General features: G+C 40.5%; 16 protein-coding genes and 1 tRNA gene. 11 read left to right on the top strand and 6 right to left on the bottom strand.

The window, feature by feature from the left end; translation table 11 throughout:
• Nucleotides 1-96 precede the first annotated feature (96 nt).
• The 8 genes from trxA (at nt 97) to ABJK37_RS10255 (ending at nt 8,662) form a co-directional block, all read left to right on the top strand.
• Nucleotides 97-423: a thioredoxin TrxA gene (gene trxA, locus ABJK37_RS10290; RefSeq protein WP_007625278.1), complete on the top strand. Its 327-nt coding sequence runs from the start codon at nt 97-99 to the stop codon at nt 421-423.
• A 351-nt stretch (nt 424-774) separates the two neighbouring features.
• Complete coding sequence (rho, locus tag ABJK37_RS10285; RefSeq protein WP_215933762.1) at nt 775-2,040, top strand: transcription termination factor Rho; 1,266 nt, start codon at nt 775-777, stop codon at nt 2,038-2,040.
• Between the two features lie 151 nt (nt 2,041-2,191).
• On the top strand, nt 2,192-3,484 hold the full coding sequence (locus ABJK37_RS10280) for an amidohydrolase (RefSeq protein WP_348352837.1): 1,293 nt from the start codon (nt 2,192-2,194) through the stop codon (nt 3,482-3,484).
• Between the two features lie 124 nt (nt 3,485-3,608).
• Nucleotides 3,609-4,103, top strand: a complete 495-nt coding sequence (gene purE, locus ABJK37_RS10275; RefSeq protein ID WP_348352834.1) for a 5-(carboxyamino)imidazole ribonucleotide mutase — start codon at nt 3,609-3,611, stop codon at nt 4,101-4,103.
• A gap of 55 nt (nt 4,104-4,158) precedes the next feature.
• A complete protein-coding gene (locus ABJK37_RS10270) occupies nt 4,159-5,298 on the top strand; it encodes a 5-(carboxyamino)imidazole ribonucleotide synthase (RefSeq protein ID WP_348352831.1) in 1,140 nt (379 codons plus the stop codon).
• Between the two features lie 141 nt (nt 5,299-5,439).
• Nucleotides 5,440-5,515: transfer RNA gene (locus ABJK37_RS10265), tRNA-Thr, on the top strand.
• A 773-nt stretch (nt 5,516-6,288) separates the two neighbouring features.
• Entirely contained in the window at nt 6,289-6,795 is a 507-nt protein-coding gene (locus ABJK37_RS10260) for a prepilin-type N-terminal cleavage/methylation domain-containing protein (RefSeq protein WP_348352828.1), read from the top strand.
• 256 nt (nt 6,796-7,051) lie between these two features.
• Nucleotides 7,052-8,662, top strand: coding sequence for a diguanylate cyclase (locus ABJK37_RS10255; RefSeq protein WP_348352825.1), 1,611 nt, complete (start codon nt 7,052-7,054; stop codon nt 8,660-8,662).
• A gap of 70 nt (nt 8,663-8,732) precedes the next feature.
• On the opposite strand, the gene ABJK37_RS10250 is transcribed toward ABJK37_RS10255, so the two are convergent.
• From ABJK37_RS10250 to aroQ, 6 genes are all read right to left on the bottom strand, one after another.
• The gene (locus ABJK37_RS10250; RefSeq protein WP_348352823.1) at nt 8,733-10,604 is read right to left on the bottom strand and encodes a TonB-dependent receptor; all 1,872 of its coding nucleotides are present in this window, start codon (nt 10,602-10,604) and stop codon (nt 8,733-8,735) included.
• A 231-nt stretch (nt 10,605-10,835) separates the two neighbouring features.
• Nucleotides 10,836-11,600 carry a DUF1080 domain-containing protein gene (locus tag ABJK37_RS10245; RefSeq protein ID WP_348352821.1) on the bottom strand — a complete coding sequence of 255 codons (765 nt, stop codon included), beginning with the start codon at nt 11,598-11,600 and terminating at the stop codon, nt 10,836-10,838.
• A 309-nt stretch (nt 11,601-11,909) separates the two neighbouring features.
• Complete coding sequence (prmA, locus tag ABJK37_RS10240) at nt 11,910-12,788, bottom strand: 50S ribosomal protein L11 methyltransferase (RefSeq protein WP_348352818.1); 879 nt, start codon at nt 12,786-12,788, stop codon at nt 11,910-11,912.
• A 118-nt stretch (nt 12,789-12,906) separates the two neighbouring features.
• The gene (gene accC / locus ABJK37_RS10235; RefSeq protein WP_348352815.1) at nt 12,907-14,256 is read right to left on the bottom strand and encodes an acetyl-CoA carboxylase biotin carboxylase subunit; all 1,350 of its coding nucleotides are present in this window, start codon (nt 14,254-14,256) and stop codon (nt 12,907-12,909) included.
• A 13-nt stretch (nt 14,257-14,269) separates the two neighbouring features.
• A complete protein-coding gene (gene accB, locus ABJK37_RS10230; protein WP_348352812.1) occupies nt 14,270-14,725 on the bottom strand; it encodes an acetyl-CoA carboxylase biotin carboxyl carrier protein in 456 nt (151 codons plus the stop codon).
• 47 nt (nt 14,726-14,772) lie between these two features.
• Nucleotides 14,773-15,207, bottom strand: a complete 435-nt coding sequence (aroQ, locus tag ABJK37_RS10225) for a type II 3-dehydroquinate dehydratase (protein ID WP_348352809.1) — start codon at nt 15,205-15,207, stop codon at nt 14,773-14,775.
• Nucleotides 15,208-15,460: 253 nt separating this feature from the next.
• Here aroQ and ABJK37_RS10220 point away from each other — a divergent pair, with 253 nt between their 5' ends.
• The 3 genes from ABJK37_RS10220 to ABJK37_RS10210 all read left to right on the top strand — a co-directional run bounded on the left by ABJK37_RS10220 (nt 15,461) and on the right by ABJK37_RS10210 (nt 21,398).
• On the top strand, nt 15,461-16,075 hold the full coding sequence (locus ABJK37_RS10220; protein ID WP_348352805.1) for an ACP phosphodiesterase: 615 nt from the start codon (nt 15,461-15,463) through the stop codon (nt 16,073-16,075).
• Between the two features lies 1 nt (nt 16,076).
• The gene (gene upp, locus ABJK37_RS10215; protein ID WP_348352802.1) at nt 16,077-16,706 is read left to right on the top strand and encodes a uracil phosphoribosyltransferase; all 630 of its coding nucleotides are present in this window, start codon (nt 16,077-16,079) and stop codon (nt 16,704-16,706) included.
• Nucleotides 16,707-16,853: 147 nt separating this feature from the next.
• Nucleotides 16,854-21,398, top strand: coding sequence for an EAL domain-containing protein (locus tag ABJK37_RS10210; protein WP_348352799.1), 4,545 nt, complete (start codon nt 16,854-16,856; stop codon nt 21,396-21,398).
• Nucleotides 21,399-21,411: the final 13 nt, after the last annotated feature.

Raw genomic sequence — 21,411 nt, 5'->3', positions numbered from 1 at the left:
ATAGCTTATCATTGCTTGCATTAAAAACCAGTTTCTATATAACAATCATAACCGCGCTGAGTCATGTCAGCCAGAGAAAAAATTACGGAGAAAAGAATGAGCGACAAAATTATCCAGTTATCTGATGATAGTTTCGAGGCCGATGTTATCAATGCTGCTGGTCCTGTGTTAGTTGATTTTTGGGCAGAATGGTGTGGTCCATGTAAAATGATCGCACCTATACTGCATGAAGTAGCTGACGAATTTGACGGCAAAGTAACAGTTGGCAAGCTGAATGTCGATGAAAATAACGAAACACCACCTAAGTATGGCATAAGAGGTATACCTACATTGTTGTTGTTTAAAGGCGGAAATGTAGCAGCAACTAAAGTAGGCGCGTTGTCAAAAGCGCAACTTTTAGAGTTTTTGAACGAAAATATCTAATCTTTGTTATTACAAAAAGAAATATCAAAGCTCAGCAAATGCTGGGCTTTTTTATATCTGAAAATGCCAGCAACATGCCTACAGCGCCTATTTCTATTGTAAATAAATTGTTATTCAAGTTTTTGGAAATTGACCGATACTGTAAAGTAGCAATGTGTGATACGGTTAAAATCCAATAAGCGGCAGACAATTCACTGGACTCAGGAATTATTTGGTGCTAACTTTTATATTGTTCACACCTGAACACCCCTATACTTCGCTCAAATCAGAGATGTAAATAAGTAAAAAACCTTTGAATCACTCAATCAAACTGGCTTTAAAAACAAGCTTCAGCATAAAGACCCACCAATTATGAACCTAACGGAACTCAAGAACAAACCGATCAGTGAACTAGTTAGCCTAGCGGAAGAAATGAAGCTAGAAAACATGGCCCGCGCTCGTAAACAAGACATTATTTTCTCAATCCTTAAATCACACGCTAAGAGCGGTGAAGATATTTTTGGAAATGGCGTATTGGAAATTCTCCAAGATGGCTTTGGATTCTTGCGTTCCAACGACTCTTCGTACTTAGCTGGGCCAGACGATATTTACGTATCACCTAGTCAGATTAGACGCTTCAATCTGCGTACTGGTGACACTATAGCGGGGAAAATTCGCCCGCCAAAAGATACCGAACGTTACTTTGCATTATTAAAAATTAGTGAAGTAAATTACGATCGCCCTGAAAATGCGCGCAATAAAATATTGTTCGAAAACTTAACTCCTCTGCATGCTAACGAACGTTTAACTATGGAACGGGGTAATGGCAGTAGTGAAGATATCACTGCGCGAGTTTTAGACTTAGCCTCACCAATCGGCCGTGGTCAACGTGGTTTAATCGTCGCTCCACCTAAAGCCGGTAAGACATTACTACTTCAGAACATTGCGCAATCAATTGCAGCCAATCACCCTGAATGTTTATTGATGGTGTTGTTGATAGATGAACGTCCTGAAGAAGTAACAGAAATGCAACGCTTAGTTCGAGGTGAAGTAGTCGCTTCTACCTTTGACGAACCCGCTAGCCGTCACGTCCAAGTGGCAGAAATGGTTATCGAAAAAGCCAAACGATTAGTCGAACATAAAAAAGACGTCGTTATCTTGCTGGACTCAATTACCCGACTAGCACGAGCGTACAACACAGTTATTCCATCTTCGGGTAAAGTACTAACAGGTGGTGTGGACGCCAATGCATTACACAAACCTAAACGTTTCTTTGGTGCTGCCCGAAACATCGAAGAAGGTGGAAGCTTAACTATTATTGCCACTGCGTTGATCGACACAGGCTCTAAAATGGATGAAGTTATCTACGAAGAGTTTAAAGGTACAGGTAACATGGAATTACACTTGAACCGCAAGATAGCTGAAAAACGCGTGTTCCCAGCAATTGATTACAATCGCTCAGGTACTCGTAGAGAAGAGTTATTAACGACTCAAGATGAATTACAAAAGATGTGGATATTACGCAAGATAGTGCACGAAATGTCTGAAATAGACGCGATGGAGTTTTTAATTGGCAAGTTGTCTATGACAAAAACCAACAATGAATTCTTTACTGCGATGCGCAGACAAAAAAGTTAGTCACGTTTCGCTACCCTAAATCACGAAAATCCGCTTTCAGGAAACTGTTGGCGGATTTTTTTTGACTTTTTGGACGCATACCTGTTTAAAATTTGACAAGCCCATGTGCTTTTACGATATTAGGTATCTGCTCACTCACAGTCGATAAACTATGAAACTGTTCATACCTGCAGTACTAATATTGCTAATTTTTACGCCTCGTATATTCGCCGCCGCAAGCCTTGAACAAATGTTAATTGATATTGAGCCACAGGTAATCGAGTGGCGTCACCATTTACATAAGAATCCAGAGCTATCCAACCGCGAATTTAAAACCGCAAGCTACGTCAGCAAACACCTTGAAAGTTTGGGTTTACAAGTACAAAAGGGAATTGCGATAACGGGAGTGGTAGCGGTACTTGATAGTGGTAAACCCGGGCCAGTAATTGCGCTGCGAGCGGATATGGATGGACTACCAGTACTTGAGCAAAACGATTTACCTTGGAAGTCTACCGCCCGAGGAGAGCTTGAAGGTAAGAATGTACCTGTAATGCATGCTTGTGGCCATGATACCCACGTTGCAATGTTAATGGGAGCAGCGGAAATTTTGGTGAAAATGAAAAGCAAGCTACGTGGCAAAGTGAAGTTTATTTTTCAACCCGCTGAAGAAGGCGCACCAAGAGGAGAAAAAGGCGGAGCCGAACTAATGGTTGAAGAAGGCGTACTAAAAAATCCATTAGTAGACGTTATATTTGGATTACATATCAGTGCGGGAACGGACGTGGGTAAAATACTCTACAAAGAGGGGGGCGCAATGGCAGCGGTTGATCCTTTTAAAATTGTAGTAAAAGGTAAACAGGCCCATGGCGCTTACCCATGGTTAAGTGTCGATCCTATTACCACCGCAGCTCAAATCATCATGAGTTTACAAACCATAGTCAGCCGAGAAATCAAACTAATTGATGAAGCGGCCGTGGTCACTATAGGTTCTATTCATGGCGGCAACCGCTCAAACATCATTCCAAGTGAAGTGGAAATAGTCGGTACTATAAGAACTTTAAACAAAGCCGCACGAGAACATATGTATGAAGCACTTCCAAGGAAAGTCAATGGTATCGCAGACAGTATGCGCGCCACCGCAGAAATCACTTTACCTTTAGATTATTACTACCCCATTACCTACAATGACCCTGCACTCACCGAAAAAATGGTCCCTACGCTGATTAAAAGTGCCGGCAGCGACAATGTGATTTATAGCAAACCGGTAACCGGTGCTGAAGACTTCTCGTTTTTTCAAGAAAAAGTGCCTGGACTCTATTTATGGATTGGGGGTAAACCATTAGACGTACCGGCAAACGAAGCCCCAGCTCACCATACTCCTGAATTTTATGTTGATGACTCTGCCATGAAAACAGGAGTGAAATTACTCACCGACTTGACCATGGATTACATGGATTTGCATTAAAATAGTCGGAATCAAGCCATAGATTGATTTGGTTTCTATGCGGATTGCAATAAGCTACAATACGCCTCCAAAATTTTAGGGGAATGGCCCCCAAACCACTCAATGTGATTTAAGAGAGAATGTTATGCCGGACGTGGCAATAGTAATGGGATCAAAATCAGACTGGCCCACCATGCAACACGCAGCCCAAATGTTAGAAAAACTTAGCGTCAGTTATACAGCCAAAGTTGTCTCTGCTCATCGTACTCCAAATTTACTCACAGATTTCTCTGAGGAAGCGGCAAGCCAGGGTTTTCAAGTAATAATTGGTGGCGCAGGTGGTGCAGCACATTTGCCAGGTATGATTGCCGCACACACACATTTACCCGTGTTTGGCGTGCCAGTACGTTCTAGTCAACTTAACGGCATTGATTCTTTACTGTCGATAGTACAAATGCCCAAAGGTGTTGCCGTCGGCACTTTAGCAATTGGAGAAGCCGGCGCAGCCAATGCAGGACTACTAGCAGCGCAAGTTGTTGCACTGCAAAATCCTGATGTGCGACAAGCAGTCAAAGATTTTCGAGCAGAGCAAACAGCTACCGTTTTGGCTCAGGATGAACTTGTCCTTCCCTCTTTATGATAAAGACAAACATGATAAAAACATACATGATGAAACCACAGGTGAGATTGTCTAAATGAGCGTATTAGTTCTTGGGTCGGGTCAATTAGCTAGAATGATGGCATTGGCAGGCTATCCACTTGGAATAAGTGTTCAGGCAGTAGATGTCGCAGATAACAAAGTTGTAGACCCTGTGACTAAGTTGATTATCAATAACTCCCTTGATAGGCAGATTGAAGAAGTGAACGCTATCACGGCTGAGTTTGAGCATATCCCAGAAGACTTACTCGAGTTAGTTCACAGCAGTGGTAAACTCAAACCCAGTGCAGAGGCTATTTTGACCGGTGCAGATCGCCTCCGAGAAAAAAAGTTACTTGAAAAATTGGCTATCGCAAACTGTCCATTTGAAATAGTCACCGAGGTTGACCAACTAGATGCAGCAGTGGCTAAACTTGGGGAAAAACTGATTATTAAAGCAAGCCGCGATGGCTACGATGGCTACGGACAATGGCGACTACAAAACAAAAGCGAACTACCCGCATTAAAGGAAACGTTGTCGCAACTAGATTTGCACAAAGTTCCTTTAGTAGTCGAAAAAATGCTCAGTTTTGAGCGTGAGCTATCGTTAGTTGCAGTGCGTGGCAGTGATGGTGATATTGCTTATTATCCCCTTGCTGAAAACTTGCACTATCAAGGACAACTGCATGTTTCTATTGCGCCTGCTCCACAGGTAGACGAAGCCCTTAATCAACAAGCTCAAGAAGTATTTAACAAACTAGCGGAATCCTTAGATTACGTAGGAGTGTTAGCAGTAGAGTTTTTCCAGATTGGTCAACAATTGCTAGTCAATGAAATCGCACCTCGTGTGCATAATTCGGGTCACTGGACCATGCAAGGCGCAGACACCTGCCAGTTTGAAAATCACCTCAGAGCGGTGAAGGGGTTACCTTTAGGCTCAACAAAAGTCACCTCGCCAACAGCGATGATCAATATCATAGGCTGCAAAGCGTTCTCGCGAGACATGTTAAGTATTCCTGGTTGCCATTTACACTGGTACGGTAAAAGCCCAAGGAAAAAGCGCAAGATGGGGCACTTTAATTTATGTGCTAGCGATTATGCTGAGTTAGGGAAAACAATGCACGCCTTGGCCGAGTATCTACCTATAGAAAATTTCCCGATGCTAAAAGGTGAAGCCCAAAGATTGATGAAACTTTAAGCATTCGTTTAGATTTTTTTTTTAATTGATTGACAACATTTAAATTATGCATACAATGGCGCTCGCTTTCGGGATTAGCTGCTACCAAGCAGTTTACCAACAACCCAAAAGTAGCGTCACCCAGAAAGATTTACCCTGTGTGCCGACTTAGCTCAGTTGGTAGAGCAACTGACTTGTAATCAGTAGGTCACCAGTTCGACTCCGGTAGTCGGCACCATTCTTTCGTGCAAATTTATCGAAATAAAAAGCCAAGCGCAGCGACTTCATATTATTGAGATGACATTTGCGCAACCCACCAACAAGCACAGCCATAAGTAATCAGGTTTACTCCCAGAAAATCATTGTAATCAGTAACTAAGTCTCATTGCAGTTCGACTCCGGTAGTCGGCACCATTCTTTCGTGCAAATTCATCGAAACAAACAGCCAAGCGCAGCGACTTCATATTATTGAGGTGACATTTGCGCAACCCACCAACAAGCACAGCCATAAGTAATCGGGTTTACTCCCAGAAAATCATTGTAATCAGTAGCTAAGCCTCATAGCAGTTCAACTTCGGTAGTCGGCACAGTTCTTTCTTTTCAAATATATCAAACTGACTTGTAATCAGCAGCTAAGCCTCATAGCAGTTCGACTCCGATAATTAGCACCATTTTCTCTTTTATGATTTAACCCGAAAATCATGTGTGTTTGAAGAATTTCGAATCACACGCCCAACAAATTATCTATACCCATACTTAGATGCGGTGCAGCATTCATTACGACGGCATTGTCTGGATTTAGATAGAAAACTAGATATTGTGTTTGAGGAAAACAAAAATGAACATGATCTATATCTAGAGATACGCGCAAATTTAGGTGGTTTTACCAAGCACTGAAGTCATTCATTTCCTTGATACATTTACCTGCTTGCGCCCCCTCCCCCGTTTAATCGTTACTTTAGATACTAAGGATTGCATAAACATATTTATAGGTTTTAGGATTTTGATATTATGGTTAGATGTAAATCTACACTAATGAATGTTGAAAATATGCACCCAAACATTAAAGGCTTTACTCTAATAGAGTTAATTATTGTGATAGTTATTTTAGGTATTCTAGCGGTTGTTGCGGCACCTAAATTTTTGGATATGAGCTCAGATGCTCGGATCGCTACCCTTGAATCTTTAGAAGGCAGTTTGCGGTCATCGAGTCAACTCGCGAATTACAAAGCTAGAATTGAAAACAAGACTGATTGCTCCACAGATCCAACAATAGAAATGGGAGGCGAAGCTATTACTTTGCGTTGTGGTTACCCCTGCCCGCACCCTAATGGCATTGCAAAGACTGTGAATACTGAAGAACCTTTTACATGGGTAGGTGGTAATTGTGCTGGACAGCTTGGAGGTATTGATGTGCGAATCAGCACCGCGCCCGACCCTAGTCAATGTAAAATTTATTACACTTCTGCACGAGAGAATCGAGAACCACAATTTACGCTAACAACAGAAGGCTGTTAAAAAGAGTAAGGCTCATGACTAATTTTGCACGAAAGTAGAACACTACAGATAATACTATCACTACGCTTTTTGCCACTAGCTCACAATTACAGAAGAGTTGCTGGGGCGAAGGACTTTACTGTTTTTTATATCTAGTTACCAACGAGACTTATTCAATGCTCTAGGAATGCTCTATAGTGTCAACGTAACCCTGACGTTTTACGCGCGAATTTGCGCGTTAGGGTGGTTTATTTTCCGGTTCATTTACAAGGCAATAATGATTAAACTTTTCTCTCTGCTGTTTACGCTGATGTTCAGTTCGTATTCAATCGCACAGCAAGATATGACAGATAACGAATATTGCCAGATTCAACTGATAAACACTGACTCTGCAGCAACACTTTCGTCTAACCCTGTGGTTGCAAATCTAATAAAAGAAGAAGTGGCCTTGTTAACCTTGCCAGCAGGTAGCAACCGGTTGCGGCTAAGTTGCCGCTTAGATCAACAAGCGGTCTTTACTTTTGGTAAGGACGAAATAATGGATGTATCTTGGGAAGCTCAGCAGGTTAATCTCATCCCATTGGCCGCTAGTAGCCCTGCATTTTTATTACCTACCGGTACTTTTTCGGCGGACTTTGTACTTTTGACCCATCACCAGTTCAATCAGAGATTTGTTTGGAAACCCATTGCCACTTTCCTCAATTACAGTTTGTTCAATAATATTATTATGGGGGTCTTTTACGGGTTGTGCTTGACCTTGATCCTCTACGTGTTTTTTATGGGGCGGGTTGTTGGAGATACACGATTTCAGTTTTATAGCTTATATGTATTTTGTGCCGCTACCTTCTTTTTATTGCAAGAAGGGCAACTGCATATATTTTTACCGCAACAAAATTTCTTGTTGAGTCATCAATTTTATCTTTTATTCGCCGGTTTGACGGTTTTCACTGCCACAGTATTTATCGTACGTTTGACTGATATCGATTCAAAGTGGCCTAGGTTAACTCGTTATGGTCTGGAACTAGGTGCCAGCGGCGTATTATTGATGTCGGTTTTGTTGTTGTTTTTAGACCACAACACCTTATCAGCTGTTTTAGGGATCGCGATGGCAAGAGTCACATTGTTAATCATGTTTGGCATTTTGCTGTTAGTAGCCATCCAAGCCTTTAGAAAAGTACAAAGTGCTAGATTAGTATTGTTAAGCTTAGTGTTGATGGTGCTTGCAATGGTGTTTCGAGTGGTATTCAGCGATTTTAATCCATTTCTTCAGCGATACGCTCTGATTATTGCGTTTGCAATTGAAGCTTTTGTTTTAGCCGTGGCCGTGTCTGCCAGAATCAAAAACATTCAAGCTGAAAAATTACTCGCAGAGTCACAAGCTAATACTGACGAACTTTGCAACGTTTTAAATCGTCGCGGTTGGAACAAAAGCGCCAATGAAATAATAAATCAACAAAAGTTAATGGGAGGGTTTATCTGTTTGTTATACATTGATTTAAATGATTTCAAACAAATAAATGACGAGTGGGGGCATGATGTCGGTGACAAGGTCCTTAAGGTTTTTGCGGATATTATCCGCCACCAATTACGTTCCAACGATAGCATTGGCCGAATTGGTGGTGATGAATTTGTCACCATAGGGATTTTTCAAAATCGAACTGAAGCCGAAAACTTAGCACTACGTGTACAAAAAAGATTGCAAGCTGTTAATTTACGTATTGATAAACTCACGACCATAGCTACCAGTGCCAGTGTTGGTCATGTGATATATGACGAACCACCGAAGGGCGCAGACTATATGTTGAGTCAGGCAGATGAGTCTATGTACCAGATAAAAAGGTCAAATAAACATCCTAAACATCACCCTAACCTTCAAGTGAATTCCTAATTCAAAAAGCGCGACTCCACCTATTATCTAAAATACAGCGTCCAGAATCACTGACTAGAGTTCTAGATGTTTAGATGTCATACCTAACACCCAGATAAAACCCAGGGCCATTTGCAGCAAAACCAATATCATCCTGATAATCGCTATCGGTTATATTGGTAACCTGCAAAGAAAATTTCCAGTTGGCATCGTACTGATACTGTACGTTGGCATCCAACCGAACATAGTTATCTAACGTGTATTGTTGTACTTCCCCAGTGTATAAAGATGTCGTATAACGCTCATCAACCCATAAAGCTTGCAGGTTATAACTTACAGGTTCATCTGGGTCATAACCAATGGAACTACCTAAAGTCATCTTAGGTCGACCGTTAAGAGGAGTTGGCGAGTCGATATCACTATAATTAAACTGGCCATTGATATGCCATTGTTTGTCTAATGATTGCCATTTAACGCTGCCATCTACGCCACTTATGTCAACACTCGAGCGGTTTACGTTGGTAAACAACTCTGCATCAAAATCAACTAAGTCCCGATATTCATTATTAAAGTAATTAATCGATGCATTGATTTGCGAACCCTGCCATTCGATGCCTAGTTCCATAGTTTTTGAAGTTTCTGGCTGTAAGTCTGGATTACCGACTAAGGTGTGACCTAACGCAAAAAAGCTAGGTAATTTGAACCCTTCACCTCTATTGGCCAAAATACTTAAATTATCTGTTAATTGATAACGCATACCTAATTGCACACTTTGATCAGCCTCAAAGCCCTGTGCATCATCGTGGCGTACGCTGGCTTGCAACAGAAAACTATCTAGTAGCATGCCATTTATATTCATAAAGGCACTGTTTATGCGACGGTCCAAATCGAATGTTGTTGGGAGCTCAAAGCCAATATCCAAATAACCATCGCTAATCCCTTTTTCTTGTTTTGTTTCTAGGCCTACATTTACCCAAAGTAGTTCTTGGTCCCCAATAGTATTCACCCATGTAGTGCTAGTACGAGTAAAGTCTGTTTCAGCGCCATTTGCAGGTACGGATGAATAAGGCACTATGCCGGGGGACTGGTAGTCATCTTCACGATTAAACCAAGTACTTGAGATTCTACTACGCCATAATGGTGTAACTTCCCACACCCAATTAACTGCTGCTTGTTCGCTAACGTAATTAGTAGTGTCTAGGTCGTCGCTTTGCGCAAACGTTGGTCCACCGCTTTGCTCAGGATAAGTGGTATTGTTGCCATCAAAATAACGGTACGAAAAATCAATTTGATGGCTATCGTTTAACCAGTTTAGTTTTGCCACCACGTCGTTATTATCAGCTGTACTGCCTCTTAACGGTTCACCTGAATCTTTCTTTTGGGCTTTAATTGAATAACCAAAATTCGCCATTGAGCCTGAGATACCTGCGCCATAGGTATAAAAACTATCGCTGCCAAGCGCCGCAAAAGCATTCACTTCGGTCTCGTTTCCAGGTTCCATAGTAATGATATGGATCACACCAGCTAGTGCGTCAGAACCATAAATAGACGACTGCGCCCCTCGAATAATTTCAATTCGCTTGATTGATTGCATATTAATATGGTTTAGATCGACAGACCCACCGCGAGTATTTGTTGGATCGTTTAACTGCACGCCATCCACTAAAACCAAAGTATGATTACTTTCAGCTCCGCGCATTACTATAGAAGTTAAACCTCCCGGCCCTCCTTGTGATTCTATCCATAAGCTAGGAACCTGACGTAGGGCATCCACTAAACTGTAGGGGCTTAAAGCTAATAAAGCTTCTCGCTCTACTACAATCGCAGATGACGTGAGTTGCGCTTGCTCTACTGCGTTATAACTTCCGGTAACCAGTATATTTTCAATAATATTTTTTTCTTCGGCTACAGCCGACATGCTCGTAGCCAAACTGACGGCTAATCCAAGATGGTGTAGTTTCAAAACAAACCTCGGGTAACTAACGTTTGTCAGCATAAGCTGACGGCATATGTTTAATTAAACATATGCACATTTAAAATGGTAATAACCTACTAAGCGCAGTTAAAAGTGACAAAACCAATAGTAGTTTGATCACTTTTTGATTTTTGATTAGTAAGTTAGTTTATTTGACTAATAAGTTAGGTTCTGCGAACAACTTTAGACTTTAGTGAATACGACTTTCTACAATACGTCTTACAATTTTCTCAACCAAATATTACGAAAGCTCACAGGATTTCCATGATCCTGTAAACGAATTGAATCACACCCGTGAGCGCTATAAACTGGTGCTCCGATCCAAGCTGTAGTGCCTTGTATTTCTACATTATTTTGAACAAGGACACCATTATGCAAAGCAGTCATTTTTGCTTTAGATTTTAGTTTTCCAGCATCATCAAACACAGGTGCGGTAAAAATAATGTCATAACTTTGCCATTCGCCCGGCGCCTTAGTGGCATTGACGAGTGGGATATGTTGTTTATATACAGCGCCAGCCTGACCATTGGCGTAGGTTTTGTTGTTATACGAGTCAAGTATTTGAATTTCATAACGTTGTTGGAAGAAAACACCGCTATTATTGCGACCTTGTCCGGTTAACAACTCTCCTTTTTCATTCATTATTTGGGTGGGCATTTTCCATTCAATATGTAATTGCACATCACAAAACGTCTGTTTGGTTTTAATATCACCGGTACCCGCTACTACAGTCATTGCGCCGTCTTTTAGCAACCATTTGGCTTTACCTGCTTCAGTACTTTCCCAAAGATCTAGCGACGAGCCATCAAACAATACCGTTGCATCCGAAGGCAGGTTATTTTTATCAAAAGTGACCACCTCGGGCGTTGGCTCCCACACCTCGGTTACTTCAGATTTTTGCCAAGGTTCGATTTCTGCCGCTGTGATTGTCAATGGACAAATTAAGCAGCCAATAATTAACGATAATTTTAATTTACTTTGCATTTTTATCCCTTAGTGAATTGTGGTGGATTAATCCGCCTATTTAACAACAGCCTTATTTAACCAGAAACATTCCCTTCACTACTGCCACAGTTAACATCCAATTACATTACATTAACAATAATTCTAAGTGTATAAGCGATTATAACGGACGGCATATAAAGAATTCGGCTAACACTGTAACTATTTCCGCGCTGGAAGTTTTTCTTAGGAGCAACTTATCAAAACGTCAGTGCAAGTGAGTCACTGACGTTTGATGCTATTGAACTTTACAGTAAGAACTCTGCAAGATGCATACACTGAATCTTCAGTCTATTTTTTAATTCCAGACACCCTAGCCCACTCACCATCAATGGCAATGGCTTGCATAATAAAAGTGTCGCTATACAAAGCGTTAATTTCATCAGCTTGGTTATCTAAAATCCCCGACAACACTAATTTCCCTCCGGGTTTACAATACCCTGAGATCACCTCTTTTAACTCTCTAATTGGCCCTGCCAAAATATTCGCAAGCACCACATCAGCTTCTAATGTGGGTTGATTTTCGGGCAAATATAATTCAATTTTTTTGCCTACATCATTGCGATTAGCATTATCTTTGCTGGCCAATAATGCCTGAGGATCAATATCAATGCCTACTACACGTTTGGCTCCCAATTTAAGGGCAGCAATCCCCAAAATCCCTGAACCGCAACCAAAATCAACCACTGTCGCTTTAGATAGGTCTAAACCATCAAGCCATCTTAAACACAAACTAGTAGTGGGGTGAGTACCAGTCCCAAAGGCTAATCCAGGGTCTAACATCACGTTCACCGCATTTGGATCAGGCACATCTCGCCAACTCGGGCATATCCATAGACGTTTACCAAACTGCATCGGGTGGAAATTAACCATCCACTCCCTTTCCCAGTCTTTGTCTTCTAACTGATCCAATTTATGGTTAAAGTTTTTTCCTAGTAACTTAGATTTACTTAATTGGTTGATAACACGAGTCATATCGTATTGCGCATCATATAAACCTACTATTTGTGTGTCTGGCCACAACATCACTTCGCCAGGTTTTGGTTCATACATAGGGGTGTCTTTGGCATCGACAAAGGTCACAGCTTGCGCACCATTAGCCGATAACATCTCGCCGATTTGTTCGGCATGTTCAGCTTGGCTATTAATTTTAAGTTGGATCCAAGGCATTAATAAACTCAATAACAAAAATTTTCAGTAGTATAACATCAGTCACAGGCCCCTAAATATAGGCAAAAAAAAGAGCGATAAACGCTCTTTTTGTTTATGACTATTTGTTTACGCCGGGTTAATGACCACCCATTCCTAGTTTTTTCTCTAGATAATGAATATTAGCACCACCAGCGCCAAAACTGTCATCAGCCATGATACTTTTTTGTAAATCAACATTGGTTTTAATTCCACCGATGACTAACTCATCCAAAGCATGTTGCATGCGGGAAATAGCCACTTCTCTAGTTTCACCATAGGTGATTAATTTGCCAATCATAGAGTCGTAGTAAGGTGGCACAATATAGTCGGTGTAAATGTGGGAGTCCCATCTTACCCCTAAGCCACCTGGCGAATGAAACTTGGTAATTTTGCCTGGGCTTGGAATAAACGTTTTCGAATCTTCGGCATTAATTCGACACTCAATAGCATGACCTTTCACTTGTATTTGATCTTGAGTAATCGCGAGTTTTTGCCCTGCAGCAACTCGTAATTGCTCCTTGATTAAGTCAACCCCGGTAATCATTTCCGATACTGGGTGCTCAACCTGAATTCGCGTATTCATTTCAATGAAATAGAATTCGCCGTTTTCAAACAAAAATTCAAAGGTACCGGCACCGCGATAATTGATATCAATACATGCTTGGCAACATCTAGCACCAATCGCCGCACGCATTTCAGGAGTAATGCCTGGCGCAGGGGCTTCCTCGACTACTTTTTGGTGACGGCGTTGCATAGAACAATCTCGTTCACCTAAATGAATTGCGCTACCTTGCCCATCAGCTAATACCTGAATTTCCACATGGCGAGGGTTTTCAAGAAACTTTTCCATGTAGACAACATCATTATTAAATGCGGCGCCAGCTTCGCTTTTGGTCATTGCGATAGAAGAAATAAGCTCTTCTTCACTACGAACCACACGCATACCACGGCCACCACCGCCTCCGGCAGCTTTAACAATAATGGGATAACCTATACCTCGAGCAAGCTCTTTATTTCGCGCTTCGTTTTCACCTAATGGTCCATCAGAACCTGGTACACAAGGTACTCCCGCTTTTTTCATGGATTTAATCGCTGAGACTTTATCACCCATTAAATTAATGGTGTCAGCTGTGGGACCAATAAACGTAAACCCACTTTTTTCAACAGCTTCTGCAAAATCAGCATTTTCCGCTAAAAATCCATATCCTGGGTGAATAGCATCGGCATCAGTGACTTCCGCTGCAGCGATAATGCGAGGAATATTAAGGTAACTCTCTGTGGCTGATGCTTTGCCGATGCAAATTGTTTCATCAGCTAACAACACATGTTTGAGAGACTCGTCGGCAGTCGAATGCACTGCAACAGTCTTGATGCCTAGCTCTTTACAGGCACGCAAAATACGCAAAGCGATTTCGCCGCGATTCGCAATAAGGACTTTCTTTAACATTGTCATTAACCTTTTATTCAATCACAAACATAGGCTGGTCGAATTCTACTGGTTCTTGATTTTCAACTAAGATTTGCTTAACGATACCGGCCTTGTCTGACTCAATTTGGTTCATCATTTTCATTGCTTCGATGATACACAGCGTGTCGCCAACATTTACTTTTTGACCCACTTCTACAAACGCTTTGGCGCCTGGTGATGAGGAACGATAAAACGTACCCACCATTGGCGAACACATAGTATGACCACTGACAACTGGAGCGACTTCAGGAGCAGCAGGCGCTGCTTGAACTACCGGTGCCGCAGGCGCTAATTGTGGCTGTGGAACAAATTGTGTCGCTGCTGCCACTTGATTTGTTGCAACACCGCGGTGAATACGCACTGACTCTTCACCTTCAGTAATTTCTAATTCAGATATGCCAGATTCTTCTACCAGCTCTATCAATTTTTTTATCTTACGTATGTCCATTTTTTTCTCTCTAAGTCAGTTAATCAACAAGTCAATTTTGCTGATGTCTATTTTGTTAAATATTGTTTAGCCGCTAATAAAGCGAATTCGTAACCTTGTGCGCCTAATCCACAAACTACCCCATGGGCAATATCAGATAAATAAGAATGCTGCCTAAACGCTTCTCTAGCATGTACATTGGAAAGATGCACCTCGATAAAAGGAATAGACACGCTTAACAGTGCGTCTCTTAAGGCAACACTAGTATGGGTAAATGCGCCAGGGTTGATGACTATAAAGTCTATTTTTTCAAAAGCACTATGGATGGTATCAATCAACTCATGCTCTGCATTTGATTGAAAATGAGTTAAACTCATGTCAATTGAAGCGGCATAATCATTCAGCTTGCTGACAATTTGTTGAAGGTTTTGCGAACCATAGGTAGCAGGCTCACGTTTACCTAGCATGTTTAGATTTGGGCCATTGATAACTAATACTTTCACTGATTTACCATTTTAATTAAAACTAGATTTTTATGAGTGGACTTCAATAGGAAACACCTCATTTAAAAATCATTTCTCGTGCAATAAACACACAATAACCTAAATTATCCGACCATTATAGAGAGCAAATAGAAATTAGCAGCAAAATACTGGTCTTATCAGCGAAGATTGCTGCAAAGTTAACGAATATTATGTTTTTACTTGGACCTATTTGGTTGCTAGTTAAACAGCTATACAAAGAGCCTTTTTAAAATTGAACTACATTGCGCATATTCATATTGGTTGCCACACCCAAACAAGTTTATTGGGAAACTTTCTTGGTGACTTTGTGAAAGGCAGTCAACTACAGGATTTGCCAACAGAAATTGAAAAAGGTATTAGATTACATAGATGTATAGACGTATTCACTGACTCTCATCCTTTAATCGTTGAACTACGACAAAACTTTCCTGCAGATATTCGAAGGATGGCCGGGGTTATCATTGATATCTATTTTGATTACTTACTTATGCAATCTTGGGATGATTTTTCAGATATTCATTTTAAAAAGGTGTTCTCTCAGTTTTATAACCAACTTGAACAATTTTCCCTAACTGACAATCTGCACTTTAATAAACAAGCACAACGCCTAAAAAGTCACCGATGGTTACACCGATACATGCATATTGAGACTTGTTTCCATGCATTTTTGAGCATCGAAAATCGATTAAAAAATAAAATAATATTTGCTGAACGTGCGAAGGATTTTGTACTCAAAAATAGTGATTTACTTGAGTCTAGCTTTCAACAGTTTTATCCTGAATGCCTTGATCATGGGGTTCGATTTATTCAGTCCTATGTTCCTTCACTATCAACACGAGAAATCTAATATGGCTGTACACGAAATTCATCACCCGTTAATTCAACACAAGATCGGTATAATGCGCAAACAAGGGATCAGCAGCAAAGACTTTCGGGAGTTAGCCAGCGAAGTAGGTAACCTATTGACTTATGAAGCAACGAGGGAGCTAGAGACCGAAAGTGTTGAGATCACAGCTTGGGATGGTCATAAAATAAAGACCAAAAAAATCAAGGGGAAAAAAATAACAATAGTACCGATTTTGCGTGCTGGCTTAGGTATGTTGGATGGAGTGTTAAGATTAATACCCAACGCAAAAATCAGTGTAGTGGGCCTATATCGTGACGAAACAACCCTGCAACCAGTCGCCTATTTCGATAAAGTAGTCAAAGATGTACCCAAGCGCACAGCATTAATTGTCGATCCCATGTTGGCGACAGGAGGTACTCTTATCGCAACCATTGATTTACTCAAACAAAAAGGTTGCAAACATATTATGGGGTTATTTTTAGTAGCAGCTCCTGAAGGTTTAGCTGCCGTGAAAAGTGCACATCCTGACGTTGAAATATATACCGCGTCAGTAGACGAGAAGCTCAACGAACAAGGTTATATTTTGCCTGGATTGGGCGACGCTGGTGATAAAATTTTTGGTACCCGATAACAATAACCACAAGCAATATTGTCGATGTTAATTTAAAACCAAGAATGTCTTTAGGAATAAAAGGCATCGCAGTATGTAAGGCCGAGGCGTTAATTTTTTGAACCTAAATATATGTGTCTAAGTAAATCGATGAACTGTCACTATTTTATGGCAAAGAAGTATTACCTTTTGGTTAACCTGTTTTTACTTCTCATTTCATTCAGTAGTAAAAGTGCCCCATTAATTCAAGATCCAACGTTCTCTCGTTTATCGACTGAAAACGGTTTGTCTCAGAATACTATCAACTCGCTGCTGTTAGATAATGATGGATTTTTATGGCTAGGCACAGAGCAAGGCTTAAACCGCTATGATGGTTATCGAAACCAACAAATAAGCGGTCCCAACAATGAGTTCAATGATGCACCGGTCAATTACTTGTTTCAAGATTCCAAAAGCAATCTTTGGGTCAGCGATCCTATAAACGGTATTCACCAATTTAACTTAAAAACTAAAACTATTGGGCAAGTTATTGATATTCGGCTAAGACGCGACAATAAATTGCTCCAAGTCGCCAGCCACATTAGTGAAGAGAAACAAGGAGAGGTATTGTTCTCAATGGATGAGGGGATTTATTCCTACTCATATACCACTAAAAAGTTAGCGATTGAGTATTCGTTGTCGGACGCAATGATTGATCAGGGGACCTATTTAAGATCTCATTTATTGTCACAAGACATCCTTTTCATTGGGTCATCAGATGGTTTGTATGCATTGGTACGAGGCAATAATACGCCACTTTTGATTAATCATTTACATGACGTAGAACCCACTGCAGATAACAACAACGTCAAGATGCTTTATGCCGACAGTAAAGACCGGTTATGGATAGGAACAGTAGAAGGATTGTTTAGTATCTCACTCTCTCAAGCGAGAGAATTTGTACTTGGTACTCGGTCAGCTCTCGAAGCAAAAATACACTTAAGAAATCGAAATATATGGGGATTTGCTAGCGTAAACGACGACTTGTTTTACATAGCAACTGATAAAGGGCTTTACAGCTATCACGCAGAAAACGAGGAATTAACACATCTATTTTTGCCTACCGACAGTAGAGACTATATCGCCAGCGATGTATTAAAAAATCTAGTCATAGACAGCAATAACAACCTTTGGATAGGCTCAGAAGATGATGGCGCTATTTATTGGTCTCCGCAAACCACACATTTTACGAGTGTTTATAACGCTCAAGGGGGAAGGCAAGAAAAACGCCTCAGTCACAATAACGTCTGGAGTATTCACCAGCAAGACGATAATTCTTTGTGGGTAGGTACTCGAAATGGCCTTAATTTATACAACCTTTTTGATAACAGTACCCAGAGCTTTTTAGTATCGGATGATGAAAAAGCACAATACTCTTCCTCCTCAATCAATAATATTGAAGCAGGTAGAGATAATCAATTATGGTTAAATACAGCCGATGGTATTCTACAATTTGATAGCAAACTAGGTAAACCCTTACCACTGAAAGTAAGCAGTGCTGCGGATGATGCAATATTGAAATCAGATATTTGGGATATCATTTCTACTGCTACGGGCGAACTGCTTTTGATGTCTAGAGCAGGGTTCTCTCGTTACTCGCCAGAAACAGGCAAAGTTCATAATATCGAGCAGTTGTCTGTATCAATTGACGTTCTCAATTCAGTCAGTTTTATTAAAGGTGTTAAGCCAAACACAACACTTATCAGTGCCTACGGGCAGTTGTGGGAAATGGATAACACCACCACCCAAGTAGCGCTAATCCACGAAACACCATTGCAGCAGTTAAAATCAAAAATTTACCCCAATGATGTTTTAGTCGATGCCAATAACATCATGTGGATCACCTATCCAGGTTTCGGATTAATTGGCTTAGATGCCACTACTTACGAACAGAAGTTTTTCTACAACAAAGAAAATTTACTACCGGACAATTCAATATTCGATATGCAACAAGATACAAATGGCAATATTTGGCTAGGCTCCAATTCTGGACTCATTAAATTTTCTTCTAAAAACCATCACATACAAAAATTCGACTACCAACAAGGGCTCGCCACCAGCGAATTCAACTCAGATACTAGTATTACGCTCTCAGATGGGCGGATGGTGTATGGCTCTCCAAAAGGCCTCATCTTTTTTGACCCTCTTAAACTAGATCTAAAACCGAAAAATGATGTAAGGGTGACCATTACCAATTTAATGCTGGTTTCAAATATTTTAACACTACCTTTATCAAATTTAGACGGACAAGATATTGAACTAAACCATGAAGATGTTGGACTTTCTATTCATTTCTCAACCCTTAATTTTCATAATCAAAATAGCACCAGATATCAATATCAACTCAGTGGTAAAGACAACATTGTGTATCCTATTACTACGAATTCTGAGGTGATGTTTCCCAAACTAGATCCAGGGAGATATGTATTTTCGGTATTAGCATTTAGCTCGGAAGATGGCACCAAATCTAAACCGGCAATAATTAACATCACGGTCAATCATGCTCTTTGGGCATCGCCTATTGCGTATTCGCTATATGCCGTAATTGGTGTGATTGTATTATTAAGTCTATTGCTCTTCCGCCGCGCCCATAATTTACGATTGGCGATGGCGCATCACGAAGCGATTCAAAGCAAAAACAAACTAACACTTGCATTAAATGCCAGCAACAGCGGTATTTGGGAGTATCAAACTAAGCAAGATGCATTTCTAATTTCTAGAATGGGTGAAGAACTGTCGAGTAAAAAAGTCATTAGTTTTCAAGAGCATTTGTCACTCATCCACAATAGGGACAAAGTTCGCTACACAACTGCGTGGCAGAATTTTTTAGCGGATAAAGACTCAAAATTGGATATCAGCTACAAGATGTTAACTAAAGGAAAGCACTGGTTGTGGTTTCGTGATGTAGGCAAAGTTGTAAAAACCGACGAAAACGGTAAACCTCTTTTGATAACAGGCACCTACACTGATATTACTGAAACAGTGTCAGATCAAGAAAACCTAAGGCTATTCGGCGAGGCATTTAAACATACTTTAAATTGGGTCATAGTGTTTAACCATAGATATTACCCTATAGCGTTAAACGAAGCCTTTAAGAAATTTTTTGGTATTCGAGATGGCGCAGATGCAACCAGTGAATTGAATAGCTTACTCAAATTACAGACGCCTAATACGGTCAAGTTTTGGGAGAAAATTTTTACCATTAAGGCAGGCCAAAATTGGCACGAAGAAGACAAAGTTATATTACCTAATGGTGATACTCGCGACATTATGGTTCATGTGCACGCTGTTGCCAGCTTGATAGAAAAAGATAGAGTAGAAAATTTTGTAGTGATCATTTCTGATATCACAGAACAAAAGGCTGCAGAATCAAAACTTTTGACCCTAGCTAATTTTGATTCTCTTACGGGCTTACCTAATAGAGCCTTATTACTAGACAGAATTAATCGAGGTTTAGAACATGCCAAAAGGCATGGCAAATCTATGGCTGTATTTTTTGTTGATTTAGATAAATTCAAACAGGTCAACGATAGTCTAGGTCACAAAGCCGGTGATGAATTGCTGATTAACATAGCTAAACGACTAGAGAACAAATTACGCAAAGAAGATACCGTCGCGCGCTTAGGAGGCGATGAATTTGTATTAATGATTGAAGACGTCACTTCTGTAGAGGCTATTAGCGTTTTAGTAACGGAAATTAGTGATTTAATTGATATTCCAGTGACTTTAAGCACACAAACCGTGAGTGTGTCTTCGAGCATTGGCATAGCCATGTATCCGGGTGATGGTTTAAATGCCGAAGATTTACTCAAAAATGCTGATATCGCCATGTATCATGCTAAAGAACAAGGTAGAAGTAATTTCCAATTCTTCACCGCGCAAATGGATGAATTGGTCAAAGGTAGATTGAAATTAGAAAATCAGCTCAAAAACGCGCACCAAGCCAAAAAATTTGTGAATTACTACCAACCAATTGTGGATACGCAAACCCAAAAAATTGAAGGCTTTGAAATTTTAATGCGCTGGCCAACCCACAAAGGAATGATACCACCGAGTGAATTCATTCCAGTTTCAGAAGAACTAGGCTTGATAGAGCACATGACGTTAGATGCATTTGAGCGGGCTATGCCTACACTCAAAGCCATGCGCCAAAATGGCTTTAATGGCTATCTTTCAGTAAACCTCTCGGCTAAACATTTCGACAACCAAACTTCAATAGATAAAATTATGCTACTTCTAGAGCAGCATATGATACCGGTTCATGCGATTCGTTTTGAAATTACAGAAAGTGCATTGATGCGCGATTATGACAAAGCGCTCACCTACATGACACAAATACAACAAAAGGGATTTTTAATCGCACTAGATGATTTTGGTACTGGCTTTTCATCCCTCAAATATCTGAAAGAATTTCCAATAAACATCATAAAAGTAGACAAGAGTTTTGTAGAGGATATAGGCAAAAATCACAATAATGAGGCTATTATTCTCACTACCTTGAGTATGGCCGAACAGCTCAATATGAGCTGTGTAGCAGAGGGAATTGAAACGCCCAGTCAAGTTGAATTTTTTAAGAAAAATAAATGCCAGCACTTGCAGGGATATTACTTTTCTAAACCTGTACCAGCTGCCGACATCCCTGCACTGTTAAAGAAAGAGTGGGAAGTGTTATAAATACCGATGGGCA

The sequence above is a fragment of the Paraglaciecola sp. genome, from assembly GCF_039964565.1.
Taxonomy (GTDB): domain Bacteria; phylum Pseudomonadota; class Gammaproteobacteria; order Enterobacterales; family Alteromonadaceae; genus Paraglaciecola.
Note: the sequence above shows the minus strand (reverse complement) of the source record. Positions and strands in the feature narration are given on the sequence as shown.

Excerpts from the sequence above, each read along its gene's own strand:
- rho (WP_215933762.1), top strand. The coding sequence starts at position 775 with ATGAACCTAACGGAACTCAAGAACAAACCGATCAGTGAACTAGTTAGC.
- trxA (WP_007625278.1), top strand. The coding sequence starts at position 97 with ATGAGCGACAAAATTATCCAGTTATCTGATGATAGTTTCGAGGCCGAT.
- ABJK37_RS10255 (WP_348352825.1), top strand. The coding sequence starts at position 7,052 with ATGATTAAACTTTTCTCTCTGCTGTTTACGCTGATGTTCAGTTCGTAT.
- ABJK37_RS10245 (WP_348352821.1), bottom strand. The coding sequence starts at position 11,600 with ATGCAAAGTAAATTAAAATTATCGTTAATTATTGGCTGCTTAATTTGT.
- prmA (WP_348352818.1), bottom strand. The coding sequence starts at position 12,788 with ATGCCTTGGATCCAACTTAAAATTAATAGCCAAGCTGAACATGCCGAA.
- purE (WP_348352834.1), top strand. The coding sequence starts at position 3,609 with ATGCCGGACGTGGCAATAGTAATGGGATCAAAATCAGACTGGCCCACC.
- ABJK37_RS10280 (WP_348352837.1), top strand. The coding sequence starts at position 2,192 with ATGAAACTGTTCATACCTGCAGTACTAATATTGCTAATTTTTACGCCT.
- accB (WP_348352812.1), bottom strand. The coding sequence starts at position 14,725 with ATGGACATACGTAAGATAAAAAAATTGATAGAGCTGGTAGAAGAATCT.
- accC (WP_348352815.1), bottom strand. The coding sequence starts at position 14,256 with ATGTTAAAGAAAGTCCTTATTGCGAATCGCGGCGAAATCGCTTTGCGT.
- upp (WP_348352802.1), top strand. The coding sequence starts at position 16,077 with ATGGCTGTACACGAAATTCATCACCCGTTAATTCAACACAAGATCGGT.
- ABJK37_RS10270 (WP_348352831.1), top strand. The coding sequence starts at position 4,159 with ATGAGCGTATTAGTTCTTGGGTCGGGTCAATTAGCTAGAATGATGGCA.
- ABJK37_RS10210 (WP_348352799.1), top strand. The coding sequence starts at position 16,854 with ATGGCAAAGAAGTATTACCTTTTGGTTAACCTGTTTTTACTTCTCATT.
- ABJK37_RS10260 (WP_348352828.1), top strand. The coding sequence starts at position 6,289 with ATGGTTAGATGTAAATCTACACTAATGAATGTTGAAAATATGCACCCA.